This window comes from Dermatophilus sp. B7861-1 (assembly GCF_058996045.1).
Map to the genome: position 1 here is coordinate 1,724,860 of NZ_CM180082.1, position 13,053 is coordinate 1,737,912.

At 60.6% G+C, this 13,053-nt stretch carries 11 protein-coding genes; 1 reads left to right on the forward strand and 10 read right to left on the reverse strand.

The window, feature by feature from the left end:
* Positions 1-182 precede the first annotated feature (182 nt).
* Together nusB and efp are read right to left on the reverse strand one after the other, a co-directional pair.
* Entirely contained in the window at positions 183-683 is a 501-nt protein-coding gene (gene nusB / locus AC2T9U_RS07645; protein WP_084441436.1) for a transcription antitermination factor NusB, read from the reverse strand.
* Entirely contained in the window at positions 683-1,243 is a 561-nt protein-coding gene (gene efp, locus AC2T9U_RS07650; RefSeq protein WP_028327977.1) for an elongation factor P, read from the reverse strand. The genes nusB and efp overlap by 1 nt, the downstream gene beginning before the upstream one ends.
* 140 nt (positions 1,244-1,383) lie before the next feature.
* Here efp and AC2T9U_RS07655 point away from each other — a divergent pair, with 140 nt between their 5' ends.
* A complete protein-coding gene (locus tag AC2T9U_RS07655; protein ID WP_493695709.1) occupies positions 1,384-3,057 on the forward strand; it encodes a peptide ABC transporter substrate-binding protein in 1,674 nt (557 codons plus the stop codon).
* 14 nt (positions 3,058-3,071) lie between these two features.
* Here the strand turns inward: AC2T9U_RS07655 and aroB are convergent, their stop codons facing one another.
* The 8 genes from aroB to AC2T9U_RS07695 form a co-directional block, all read right to left on the reverse strand.
* Positions 3,072-4,223, reverse strand: a complete 1,152-nt coding sequence (gene aroB / locus AC2T9U_RS07660) for a 3-dehydroquinate synthase (protein WP_115029765.1) — start codon at positions 4,221-4,223, stop codon at positions 3,072-3,074.
* A complete protein-coding gene (locus AC2T9U_RS07665) occupies positions 4,220-4,768 on the reverse strand; it encodes a shikimate kinase (RefSeq protein ID WP_306746499.1) in 549 nt (182 codons plus the stop codon). Before AC2T9U_RS07665 ends, aroB begins: the two co-directional genes overlap by 4 nt.
* The gene (gene aroC / locus AC2T9U_RS07670; RefSeq protein ID WP_208303186.1) at positions 4,765-5,985 is read right to left on the reverse strand and encodes a chorismate synthase; all 1,221 of its coding nucleotides are present in this window, start codon (positions 5,983-5,985) and stop codon (positions 4,765-4,767) included. The genes AC2T9U_RS07665 and aroC overlap by 4 nt, the downstream gene beginning before the upstream one ends.
* A 63-nt stretch (positions 5,986-6,048) precedes the next feature.
* Positions 6,049-6,990: a shikimate dehydrogenase gene (locus AC2T9U_RS07675; RefSeq protein ID WP_493695710.1), complete on the reverse strand. Its 942-nt coding sequence runs from the start codon at positions 6,988-6,990 to the stop codon at positions 6,049-6,051.
* 1 nt (position 6,991) lies between these two features.
* Positions 6,992-8,872 (reverse strand): endolytic transglycosylase MltG, encoded by a 1,881-nt coding sequence (gene mltG, locus AC2T9U_RS07680; protein ID WP_493695711.1) that lies wholly within the window; start codon positions 8,870-8,872, stop codon positions 6,992-6,994.
* On the reverse strand, positions 8,869-9,381 hold the full coding sequence (gene ruvX, locus AC2T9U_RS07685; RefSeq protein WP_208303183.1) for a Holliday junction resolvase RuvX: 513 nt from the start codon (positions 9,379-9,381) through the stop codon (positions 8,869-8,871). The genes mltG and ruvX overlap by 4 nt, the downstream gene beginning before the upstream one ends.
* A 32-nt stretch (positions 9,382-9,413) precedes the next feature.
* Entirely contained in the window at positions 9,414-12,104 is a 2,691-nt protein-coding gene (alaS, locus tag AC2T9U_RS07690) for an alanine--tRNA ligase (protein ID WP_493695712.1), read from the reverse strand.
* A gap of 154 nt (positions 12,105-12,258) precedes the next feature.
* Positions 12,259-12,519 (reverse strand): hypothetical protein, encoded by a 261-nt coding sequence (locus AC2T9U_RS07695; RefSeq protein ID WP_493695713.1) that lies wholly within the window; start codon positions 12,517-12,519, stop codon positions 12,259-12,261.
* Positions 12,520-13,053: the final 534 nt, after the last annotated feature.

A 13,053-nucleotide genomic window follows, 5' to 3' on the forward strand; every position in this document is an offset into this window, starting at 1 on the left:
AACCTCCCCGCAATCCTGACCACGCCCACACCACAACAACCCTCAAAGAACACTGCCGCGGCAACACAATTCCGCAATCCTACGAGCGCAACATCACCAACACATCCACCTGCAACATCACCAGCACACGCCAGGAGGGGCATGCACTACCAGCGCACGCCCCTCCTGACACACCACGCTGATCACATCAACGTGGACTTCACCTCGACGATACGACTCAACAAACCATTCACGAAGCTCGGAGACGAATCCGTCGACAAATCAGCCACCAACGCAACAGCCTCCGCCACGGCAACACCATCAGGTGTCTCATCGTGGTACAGAACCTCCCACGTCCCGACCCGCAACGCAGCACGATCAACCGCCGGAAGACGATCCAACGCCCAACCCTGCGAATACGTCGAAATAGCATCATCGATAGCAGCCCAATGATCAGCCACACCCTCGACGATCTGCGCCGCAAACGCACGCGGAGGATTCACCCGCGCCGGATGCGCCACCCGCTCAGCCAGCATCTCCAACGGACGCTTACCCCGCTGCTCAGCCTCAAACAAAATATCCAAAGCCTCACGACGAGCCTTACTGCGCGCAGACGTACCCGACCCCTGGCCAGGCTTACCCGAACGAGAACGCTTACCCGCCCCCGAACCACTGCGAACAGACTCCGAAGAGCTCTGCGACATCAGTTCACACGGCTCAAGTACGAGCCATCACGCGTATCGACCTTGACACGAGTACCGGTCTCCAGGAACAACGGCACCTGAATCTCAGCACCCGTCTCCAACGTCGCAGGCTTAGTCCCACCAGTGGACCGGTCACCCTGCAAACCCGGCTCCGTATACGTGATCTCCAACTCCACCGACGCAGGAAGCTCAATAAACAACACCGAACCCTCATGCGTAGCAACCGTGGCTTCCATGTTCTCCAACATGTACTTCGCCGCGTCACCAACAACGCTGCCCGGCACCGTCAACTGGTCATACGTTTTCCCATCCATGAAAACGTAGTCGTCGCCGTCCTTGTACAAGTACTGCATCGAGCGCTTGTCGACATTGCTGGTCTCGACCTTCGTGCCAGCGTTAAACGTCTTATCGACCGTCTTACCGCTCGTCACACTCTTGAGCTTGGTACGGACAAAAGCCGGACCCTTACCCGGCTTCACGTGCTGGAACTCAATAACAGTCCACAACTGGTTGTCCAACACCAGCACCATGCCGTTTTTCAGATCGTTCGTCGTTGCCACGTAAGTCGACTCTCTCTTCGAAAATGATGTCCGAATAAATCTCGGCCCACCAGTCTATCCGCGCCACCGGCCCTTCGCAGACTCCACCGACAACACCCCGCCCTCCACCTCCACCACCCCACCCGTGGCAAGGTGGCTACATGCGAAACCGGGGGAACACACAAGAACGACCCAGTTCCATCCCAACACCCCACACCCGCCGCCGCGCACACCGGCGGATCCTCGTCACGCTCGCATGCACCCTACTCACCACCGCCTGCACCCACCCCAGCCCCACCCCCACCGCACCCTCACAACCCCCCATCACACCACCACCAGTAGCCCCCGAAACACCCATCCGCACCAACACCCGCGCCGCAGGCCCCTCACTCTTCCCCGCCGACATCACCGACGACGCCACCCGCCGCATCGCCCAACTCATCTACCGCGGTCTCTACTCCATCGACCCCAAAGGAAAAGCAGTCCCCGGCCTCGCCAACACCATGACCACCAGCAACCACACCACCTGGACCGCCAAAATCGACCCCCGCGCCCAATTCGCCGACGGAACACCCATCACCGCCGAAGACATCGCCGCCTCCTGGACCCTTACCGCAACCCGCACCAAAACCACCGGAGTAGCCACCCCCCTCACCCTCATCGAAGGCTACGACGAACACGACCCCAAAAACACCGACCCCCTCAGCGGCCTCAACGTCATCAACCCCACCACCCTCCAAATCACCCTCACCACCCCCACACCACGCTTCAACAAACTCTCCGCCGACATCACCATGGCCCCCTTCCCCGCCAAACAACGCACCGACCCCACCGCCCTAGCCACCAAACCCACCGGAAACGGCCCCTACCGCCTCGAAAAACCCTGGACCGGCAAAGGCACCTACACCCTGCGCCCCAACTCCACCTACATGAGCCCCCAACAAGTAGCCAACACCGGAATCGAATTCCACACCTACGACAACCTCGACACCGCCTACCTCGACCTACGCGCAGGAAAACTCGACGTCATCGACGAACTACCCCCCAACCGCATCCAAGAAGCCACCGACGCAAAACTCCAAGTCGCACAACAACCCGTCGGCATGAACCAAACCCTCGACTTCCCCACCACCCCCGAATGGCAAGGAATCGAAGGACGCAACCGCAAAGCAGCCATCGGCGCCGCCCTAGACCGCAACACCATCACCGAAACCAACTACGACGGCGCCACCACCCCCGCCACCGACCTAGCATCCCCCGTCGTCGACGGCTACTCCAACGACATCTGCGGAACCCTCTGCATCCACGACCCCGACCAAGCCCGCGCCCTCTGGTCACCCAACTCACCCCACAACATCACCATCGCCTACCTCAGCAACGGCACCGAAGCCGTATCCGCCGGCGCCATCTGCTCCGCCCTCGTCGAAACCCTCCCCATCACCTGCGACACCCGCCCCTACCCCAACGAACAAGCACTAGCCAACGCAGTCCGCAACGGCAAAATCAACGGCCCCTACCTACGCACCTGGCGCATGCGCCAACGCGACCTCGGCGCCTTCCTCGTCCCCCGCTACTCCCCCGACGCCCAAGAAAACTGGAACTCCTACACCGACCCCCTCGCCGAACTCCACCTACGCCTAGCCAACGCAGCAACCAAAAACTCCGCCGCCATGGCCGCCCACCAAGAAGCCGAACGCTACATCCTGCGCGGCCTACCCAGCCTGCCCCTATGGTCATTCAACGCCACCACCACCTCCACCTCCGCCGTCACAGGCGTCGTCACCGACCCCACCGGCGTACCCGTCTACACGCACATCACCCGCCCCCCGCAATAACCCACTCCCACACCTCACCCCGACACCGCAGCAAAAGCCTCCCGCAACAGCCCCTCATCCGGCCCCACAAGCCGCCGCGGAACCCCCACACCAGCAAGAACCACAAACCGCAACGTCGACCCCCGCGTCTTCTTATCTCGCCCCATCACCTCCACAACATCAGCAAACCCAGCCCCCGAATACCCCACCGGCAACCCCAAACCCGACAACACATCCCGATGCCGCCGCACCACAGCCGCATCCAACAACCCAGCAGCACAAGCCAACTCAGCCGCAAACACCATCCCCACCGACACCGCATCCCCATGACGCCACGTATACCCCTCAAGATTCTCAATAGCATGCGCCAACGTATGCCCATAGTTAAGGAACTCACGCTCCCCCACCTCACGCAGATCCCCCGTCACAATCCCCGCCTTCACCGCAATCTTGCGCTCCACCAACTCCCGCAACACCCCAGACTCCGGATCCACCGCCCCCAGAGGATCCTGCTCAACCAACTCAAGAATCCGCCGATCAGCAATAAATCCGCCCTTAACCACCTCAGCCAAACCCGCCGCCACATCCGCCTTCGGCAACGTCCGCAACACCGATAAATCAGCAAAAACCCCCAATGGCGGATGAAAAGCCCCCACCAAATTCTTCCCCTCAGCCGTATTAATCCCCGTCTTACCCCCCACAGCCGCATCCACCATCCCCAACACCGTCGTCGGGACCTGCACCACCGACACCCCACGCAACCAACTCGCCGCAACCCACCCAGCCAAATCCGTCACAGCCCCACCACCCACACCAACAACAACATCCGAACGCGTAAAACCCGCCCGCCCCATCCGCGACCACAAATCCGCAGCCACACCCACCGTCTTAGCCGCCTCACCATCAGGCACACACACCACAAGCACCTCAACACCCCCACCCCGCAACTGCCCAGCAATCTCCCGCGCCAACCCCTCCACCGCACCAGCATGCACAACCAACGCCCGCCCAGGACGATTCGCAGCAGGATCAGCCACCACACCCCCACCACCGGCACTCATCACCAACGCAGCCACCTCAGCAGCCAACCCCCACCCCACCACCACGTCATACGCCCCCGCCCCCGCAGCAGGCCCCACATGAATAACGCTACGAGCACCCTCACACCGCACACCATCAACACTCATTGCACTCCCCCGCTATTCAACTCATCAGACAACAACGCAACAACAGCCTCAACCACCTCATCGGGCTCTTTGCCATCGGTATCAACCCTCACCGTCGCCACATCCACATAAATCGGACGCCGCTGCTCCATCAACGCAAGCCACTGCCCCCGCGGATTCAACGCCAACAACGGCCGCCCCTGATCAAACCCAGTACGCCTACCCGCATACCGCAACGACACATCAAGAAACACCACACACCGATCCCGCAGCAACACCTGCGAGACCGGATCAAGCACCGCTCCCCCACCCAACGCCAACACACCACACCGATGCGCCAACGCATCAGCAACCACCTCACGCTCCACCGCGCGAAAAGCCGCCTCCCCATCATCAACAAAAATATCCGCAATATCCTTGCCAGCCCGCTGGGTAACAAGAACATCCGTATCAGCGAAATCAACACCCAAACGCGCAGCCAACAGCCGCCCCACCGTGGACTTACCCGCCCCCGGAGGCCCGGTTAAAACAATGAGCGACGAATCAACACACATCTGCTCAGTCACCACGTCCTCTTCCCAGCAGGCATAGCCTCCAAATATCCCCTCACATTACGCCGCGCCTCCACCACGCTGTCCCCACCAAACTTCTCCGCAACAGCCTCAGCAAGCACCAAAGCAACCATCGCCTCAGCAACCACCCCCGCCGCGGGCACCGCGCACACATCCGAGCGCTGATGAATAGCCTTCGCCGCCCCCTGACCAGTGATATCAACCGTATCCAACGCATGCGGCACCGTACTGATCGGCTTCATCGCAGCGCTCACCCGCAAAACCTCACCATTGGTCATCCCCCCCTCAAGACCACCGGCACGCCCCGTACGACGACGAATCACCCCAGCACTATCACGCTCCATCTCATCATGCGCCTGCGAACCAAGCCGAGCGGCACTATCAAAACCATCGCCAACCGCCACCCCCTTAATAGCCTGAATCCCCATCAACGCCCCAGCCAGACGCGCATCCAACCGCCGATCCCAATGCACATGCGACCCAAGACCAGGAGGGCACCCATAGGCAAGCACCTCAACAACCCCACCAAGAGTGTCACCAGCGCCACGAGCCGCATCGATCTGCTGCACCATCGCCTCGGAGGCCACAGCGTCAAAAGAACGCACCGGATCGCCATCAAGGGCATCCACATCATCAGGAGTCGGCAAAGCTGCCCCATCAGCAGTGCCCGCACGACCAATCGAAACGGTATGAGAAACAAGACGAATACCCGCTACCTGCTGCAAGTAACACGAGGCGTAAGCACCCAAAGCCACCCGGGCTGCAGTCTCACGCGCAGAAGAACGCTCCAACACATTTCGCGCATCGTCCCACCCATACTTCTGCATACCAACCAGGTCAGCATGCCCCGGCCGAGGACGAGTGAGCGGCTTGTTACGAGCCAACTCCTTCGGCGCATTGACATCATCGCTACGCGCCAACGCATCAGCACAAACCGGGTCAGGAGACATTACCGTCTCCCATTTCGGCCACTCCGAATTACCTATCTCCACAGCAATGGGAGACCCCAATGTGACGCCGTGACGCACACCGCTAAGCACGCGCAATGCATCCTTTTCAAACTTCTGGCGTGCACCTCGCCCATACCCCAAACGCCTACGCGCAAGCGCTGCCTCAACATCGTGTGAGGTCACTTCCACGCCCGCTGGCATTCCTTCAAGGATGGCCACCAGGGAAGGGCCATGGGACTCACCTGCTGTCAACCAACGCATGAAACTCATGGTGTCACGGCTGGTGTGCTCCCCCGGACGCTTACTCGGGGATTGGGCGGACAGCTACAACGTGACAGCCTGCTCCAAAGCCTGACGCATATGTGCGACGTTCGGTGTGTGCCCTGTGAAGGCTCGCACTTGGGCCGCAGCTTGGTGGAGCAACATGGGAAGCCCTGAAATAACGCGTGCGCCAGCCGCCTGTGCCCAGGCGCCCAAAGAGGTGGGCCAGTTGGCATAAACGACATCCATCACGACGCCTGGAATCGGGTCTTCGCCCCGGGGCGGCAAGCTGAGATCGGCACCCGTGGGAAGAGTGGAAATAGTCACTTCGGCTTCATTAACGCATCGCTGCAGGCTCACCGTGTCAGTGAGGTCCAGGGTGTCAATGTTGACTTCAAGACGTTTGGCTAAGTCGGTAGTGGCAGGTCGCACCTGAGAGCGCACAGCGAATGTGACGTGCTCAACCCCGAAGGAAACCAGCGCCGCCAAAGCGGCTCGGGCCGTGGCACCAGAGCCAATGATCAGTGCGTACTCGGCGTACCGGATCCCAGCTTCTCGGAGAGCGCTCTCTACACCGACGATGTCTGTGTTGTCTGCTGCCCAGCCGCGGCCATACGGAATGAGAGTGTTAGCTGCTCTGAGGTCAGCTGCACGTGCGCAGACAAGGTCGGCTGCAGCCAGTGCATCTTCCTTCAAAGGCATCGTGATTGCCATACCCCGCCAGCGGCTGTGGCTGGCATGCACGGTAGAGAGGTAATGCGCCAAAGTTGGTTCACCAGGGCCACCGACGGCGTAACGCTGAAACCGCCAATCGCTAAAACCGAGCTCGCTGTAAGCAGTTCGATGTAGCAGCGGGGAGAGAGAATGATCGATGGGTGAGCCAAGAACGGCAGCAACGTTGGGACCATGGGTTCCGGCTGCGGCGCGCACCAAATCTTCTTCTTCACGAGCGGTGTCGATGACCGTGAGGAAGTCTTCGGGTGGGAGCACGCCGCAGCCGGTCACGTCAGCAGGTTCCTGGGTGTTGCTGGCACCACTGCTGGAACTGGCGCACAGCGTTGTCGTGTTCGGCTTTGGTGTTGGAGAACACGGTGGTTCCTTTGACTGGGTCAATGGCGACGAAGTAAAGCCAGGGGCCTTCGGCCGGTTGGATGGCGGCTTTGATCGACTGGGCTCCAGGGTTGCCGATAGGTCCGGCGGGCAGGCCGTCATTGACGTACGTGTTGTAAGGGTTCTTGTTGGCGCGTTCGGCGTCTGTGGTGGTGATAGAGCGGTTCTGCACGCCGTAGCTGACGGTGGAGTCCAGCTGCAGGCGCATCGGTTTGGCAAGACGGTTGAGGATGACGCGAGCAACCTTAGGCCGGTCTTCATTAAGGCGTGCCTCGGCTTCAACGATGGAAGCCAAGGTGATCATCCGTTCGGCGTCTGCTTCTTGTACGCCAAGGTTTTTCAACTGTTCCAGGGTGTGGTTGACCATCTGGCGTAGTTGTTGTGCCGGTGTTGTTCCGGGGTCGAACTCGTAGGTGGCTGGGAATAGGTAGCCTTCAACGTTGCCTTTGGCTGAGGCAGGCAGTTTGAGGATGCTGGGGTCGCTTTCGTTCTGCTTTTCAACTGCTGCGTAGTCCGCCGGTTTGTGGTTAGTTACTTTGGCGAGTTCCTCGAAGACCTGAGCTTTCCAGAGCCCCTCGCGGATGGTGACGCGGTGCACGGCTCGTCCGGTGCTGCGCATTTTTTCAAGAGCGCTATCAGCAGACATCTCTTTAGCTAGGGCGTAGGTTCCGGGCTGGATTTCTTTGCCGGGGTTGTTTTCTAGCGCTTTGATGAAGGCGCGGGCAGATTTGACGACGCCTTCTTTCTCCAGGGTGTTGCCGATTTGGGATCCGCTTTGTCCTGGAGCAACAACGATGTTGACTGAACCGGTTCCTTCACCGTCATAGTCGGGGGTGCTGAATGCGCGGTAGACGGTGGTTCCGAGGGTCACGGTTGCCACAAGGAGGAGCACTGCGACGATTGTTAGGAGGCGTTTTCCGCGTCGCTGTGGTGGTTTGTCGTTGCGGCGGATGCGTCGTCCTTGATCGGGGCGCAGGTTTTGTTGAACGCGGCGGCCTTGTTCCCCGCGCATGCCTTGTTCGATTCGGCGGCTGGGGGTGCGTGGTTCGGCCTCGGGCTCAACATCTTCACGCTCGCGCTGCCGTTTACGCTCACGCCTACTGAACCCACGCGACGCAGGGGACTCTTCGTCGTCGAATCCGCGACGGTCGCTGGGCTCTGGAGCGTCGTAGCCGCGACGACTACGACGACTGGGTTGCTCCTGTTCCCGAGAAGAACGAGGTGTTTCGGGGTCAAAACCCCGCCGAGGCCGCATGGGCTCCTCATCGTCAAATCCGGCGCGCATCCCAGGATCTGGGGCCTCGTAGCCGCGACGACTACGACGACTGGGTTCGTTGTCTGTCTCGGGGCGGCGTCGGCTACGAGTGAGTTCTTCTGTGCTGCGGATGAGTTCGCCGGTGTCTATGCCACGTTTCCTGCGGTCAGGGTTTTCGTATTGGCGGGTGCGGCGAAGAAGTTCTTCGAGAGGATCGAGCTCTTGGGTGGAGTCGTCGGTGTAGTGAGCCGAGGTCCAAGGTTTTTCCTCTTCGTGACGTTGAGTACGTGAGGAGCGTTGAACGAATCGGATGGGTTCGGTAGGTTCCGGTTCGGAACGGCGGCTGCGGCGCGGCGGTTCGTCGTAGTAGGTGTCGCGTCGTGGCTCTTCGTCGTAGCTTCGACGTGTTGCGCGTTTAGGGCGCTTGTTGCGCTGGTTCCGGCTGGCGCGGAGTGAGGCGCGGGTGACGAATTCCTCGGCAGGCCGGGGATTGTAAGGATCCTCGGGATACTGCGAATTCATGTACGTCTCCTATGCCTAGGTTTTCGGCCCCCGATGATGGACCCGGGAACGCGGTTGAAGTCGCGTTCGGCGTCCAATGCGCTTTGCAAGATCATGACTGCCGCGACTTGATCGACGACTGACCGGTGCGTTTTCGCGGCCCGGCCGCTCGAGTGCAGTGCGCGGTGAGCATCCACCGTAGTAAGTCGTTCGTCCATGAGTCGAACAGGGATGGGCTTAACGCGTGCGGCGAGAGCTTGTGCAAACGTTTTCGCAGCGTGTGCCGACTGTCCCTCGGCTCCAGATAAGTGCATGGGGAGGCCAACGATGATTTCGATGGGTTCGCACTGACCAACAAGCGCAACGATGCGTTCGAGGGCATCGGGAATGGCGGGGGTGTCCCCTTTTGCGGGGACACCCTCTCGTGGGTAGGTGTCGACCGGCACCGCGAGGATTGCCTCGTGATTGCAGGTAGCTACGCCGACGCGTGCAGCGCCGACGTCAACGCCGATACGTACTCCAGACCGCACTGTGCCGCTCCCGGTTGTGTTGTGTTACTGGTTCAGCGGGTGGCGATCGCGTGGCGCACGGCTTCGAGCGCGTCAGCGATTTTGGTGGTGTCGGTGCCGCCGCCTTGGGCGATGTCGGGTTTGCCGCCACCGCCGCCGCCGAGAATGGTCGCGGCTGTTTTGACGAGCGCTCCGGCTTTGATGCCTTCTTTGCGGGCTGCCTCGTTGGTGGCAACAACGATAAGCGGACGTTCTTTGGCCACGCCAGTGAGCGCTACGACGGCGGGTTTGTCTTCGCCGAGGCGTCCGCGGATGTCTAGAACGAGGGAGCGGACATCGTCAGCTCCGGCGTCAGCTCCCAGGTCATGGGTGAGAACGGCGACGCCTGAGATGTCGATTGCTTCGTTGGCGAGGTTGGCGTTAGCTGCGCGTAGCTGGGCTGCACGCATGGCTGTGAGTTCTTTTTCGGTGCTCTTGAGTTTGGCCATGAGGGCGGCGATCCGGTCGGGGATATTCTCGCCCTTGGCTTTGACAAGGTCACTGATTTGGGAAAGAAGCAGCGATTCGGTGGACAGGTGGCTGTATGCGTCCATGCCGACGAGGGCTTCGACGCGGCGCACTCCAGAGCCTACGGATTGTTCGCTGAGAAGTTTGACGACGCCGAGTTGGCCAACGCGCATGGCGTGGGTGCCGCCGCAAAGTTCGCGGCTCCAGTCTCCGATGCTGACAACGCGGACGTGTTCGGGGTATTTCTCGCCGAACATTGCCAGGGCCCCTGAGGCGAGTGCTTCGTCCTTGGGCATGGTGGCAGCTTCGACGGCTTCGTCGCCGAGGATGACGCGGTTGATTTGTTCTTCGATGGTGGCGAAGGTGTCGGGGTCGATGGGGTTGTTCCAGGAGAAGTCGAACCGCAGGCGCCCAGGCATGTTTTCGGAGCCTGCCTGGGTGGCGGTGCTGGCGAGGTTGTCACGCAGTGCCTGGTGGACGATGTGGGTGGCGGTGTGAGCGCGGGAGGAGTCACGGCGGCGTGCGGCGTCGACGATGGCGGTGGCGGTTTGTCCGACACCGAATTCGCCAGCGAGCACTCGTCCCTTGTGGACGACTAGGCCAGTGACGGGGCGCTGTACATCGGTGATCTCAATGCGGGCTCCGTCGACTTCGATGATGCCTTTGTCGGCGAGCTGTCCACCCGATTCGGCGTAGAAGGGGGTGCGGTCGAGAACGAGTTCGATCTCGTCGCCTTCGCAGGCGCTGCGGACCGATCCGGAGTCGCTGAGAACGCCCATGATGCGTCCGGGCGCGGTGGTCTCGGTGTAGCCGAGGAATTCCGTGGGCGCGGACATGGTGTCGGCGATTTCTCGGTACAGATGCAGGTCTGTGTGACCCATCTTTTTGGCTTTGGCGTCAGCTTTGGCGCGCTGCTTCTGCTCGTTCATGAGGGAGCGGAAGCCTTCTTCGTCAACGGACAGGCCTTGTTCGGATGCCATCTCCAGGGTGAGGTCGATGGGGAATCCGTAGGTGTCGTGCAGGCTGAACGCGTCGGCGCCGGAGAGTTGGGTGCGTCCTTGGCTCTTGGCGTTGGCGACTGCGGTGTCAAGGATCGCAGTGCCGGCGGTAAGGGTGCGGCGGAATGTGTGTTCTTCTTCGAAGGCGACGTTGGAGATTCGGTCCCAGTCGCGGCGCAGTTCGGGGTAGGACTTCTCCATTTGGGCCACGGAGACGGGGAAAAGTTCGGGTAGAACTGGGTCGGTGACGCCAAGGAGTCGCATGGAGCGGATGGCGCGGCGTAGCAGGCGGCGCAGAACGTAGCCGCGGCCTTCGTTGCCGGGGGTAACGCCGTCTCCGATGAGCATGAGGGAAGAACGGACGTGGTCGGCAACAACGCGGAAGCGAACGTCGGCGTCGTTGTCTGCGCCGTATTTGCGGCCGGAGAGTTTTTCAGCGGCGGCGATGACGGGGTAAACCTCGTCGATTTCGTACATGTTGTCGACGCCTTGCATGAGGAAGGCGACGCGTTCTAGCCCCATGCCGGTGTCAATGTTTTTGGAGGGCAAGAGGCCTTCGACGGTGAATTTGTCTTTGGCGGTGACGTCGGTGATTTGTTCGGTTTGGAAGACGAGGTTCCAGATTTCGAGGAAGCGGTCTTCGTCAGCTTCAGGGCCACCGTCGGGGCCGTATTCGGGGCCGCGGTCAATGTAGATCTCGGAGCAGGGGCCGCCGGGGCCTTCGACGCCCATGTGCCAGTAGTTGTCTTTGAGGCTGCGGCCTTGGATGCGTTCGTCAGGAATACCTACTGCGCGCCAGTAGTTGCGGGCTTCGATGTCGCCTTCGGGGTGGTCGGGGTGATGTCCAGGACCCAGAACGGTGACCCAGACTTTTTCGGGGTCGAAGCCGAGGTTTCCTTCTTCTTGAGGTCCAGTGACGAATTCCCAGGCGAATTCGATGGCTTCTTTTTTGAAGTAGTCACCGAAGGAGAAGTTGCCGTTCATTTGGAAGAACGTGCCGTGGCGGGTGGTTTTACCGACTTCGTCGATGTCTCCGGTGCGTACGCATTTCTGCACGCTGGTGGCGCGGGTGTAGGCAGGGGTTTCGGCGCCGAGGAAGTAGGGCTTGAAGGGGACCATTCCGGCGTTGACGAACAGGAGGTTGGGGTCGTCGTATAGCAGGGGTGCGCTGGGCACCACGGTGTGCGCCTTGCTCTCGAAGAATCGGAGCCAGCGACGCCGGATCTCTGCGGTTTCCATCGACACAACCCTTCACTCGCGGTGCGTTCGCTGCCGGATTTTCCGGTAGGTAGCGCCCTTCGTGCAACAACAACGATCGCACTAGTATGCCGCCGCTCCCCTGGGCAACCCCAAAGCAACCTGACGACAACCGCAAAGCGGGTCGGGAAAAAGGTTAGGCGCGGTGGCGTCCTGGGGCGGTACGGAAGGGACGCCAGGCTGCATTTGCAGCGCGATTGAGGCCAGGAACCCACAGTCCCAAGGTTGCCCATCCGATGAGTTCACGCAGTGCTGTTCGCCATGCCGAGGTGCCAAGCGTGCGGTGGCGTCCAACTGGTGGGACAACTGGTGCAGGAATATGCAGCCGGTCCGTGTAGGCCGGCTGAAGGAAAGCACGGGCGTTTGTGGAGACAGTTGTGGTGTGTACCAAAGTCATGGGGAAACCTCCTGAGGTTCCCGATTCTTAATGACATTGGCGTAATTCAGATTGACCGCGCTTTCACTGGCGTGTCGCGGTAACTCGTACATTCGTCCGGGACGCTCGTCCGAGTAATCAAATAAAAATTGAGGACTGTTTTCTCGGCCTGTATATCTCGCAGCCGGGTATTCAATTTGCGCAATATGTGAATCAGGTCACTACGTGCAGGGTTTGTCGCAACAGCACTCCTGCGTCCGCACAGAGTTTGAGTTACGTGCACCACACAGGCGCTCATCGCTTACCTTTTGGGGATCAGATCTTCGGGCGAGGCCCGAACAAGCTAGTCATTAGGCCTAATTCGCCCTTTTTCGGTGTGCCCGCCGGCAGTATCGCGCCGTAGCAAACGCACCGAAAAACCCTCCGGAAGATCCGTTACTTTCCGGCACCGTCGCCGTTCCACAGGTGGGGTGCACCTCGAGACAGGGCTCTGTCCCGTGAGAGAAAGGGTTGTCGCCCATGCCCCGCTATTTGCTGGTTGTATCTGGGATCTGC

Excerpts from the sequence above, each read along its gene's own strand:
- nusB (WP_084441436.1), bottom strand. The coding sequence starts at position 683 with ATGTCGCAGAGCTCTTCGGAGTCTGTTCGCAGTGGTTCGGGGGCGGGT.
- aroC (WP_208303186.1), bottom strand. The coding sequence starts at position 5,985 with ATGCGTTGGTTGACAGCAGGTGAGTCCCATGGCCCTTCCCTGGTGGCC.
- AC2T9U_RS07695 (WP_493695713.1), bottom strand. The coding sequence starts at position 12,519 with ATGACTTTGGTACACACCACAACTGTCTCCACAAACGCCCGTGCTTTC.
- mltG (WP_493695711.1), bottom strand. The coding sequence starts at position 8,872 with ATGAATTCGCAGTATCCCGAGGATCCTTACAATCCCCGGCCTGCCGAG.
- aroB (WP_115029765.1), bottom strand. The coding sequence starts at position 4,223 with ATGAGTGTTGATGGTGTGCGGTGTGAGGGTGCTCGTAGCGTTATTCAT.
- AC2T9U_RS07655 (WP_493695709.1), top strand. The coding sequence starts at position 1,384 with ATGCGAAACCGGGGGAACACACAAGAACGACCCAGTTCCATCCCAACA.
- alaS (WP_493695712.1), bottom strand. The coding sequence starts at position 12,104 with ATGGAAACCGCAGAGATCCGGCGTCGCTGGCTCCGATTCTTCGAGAGC.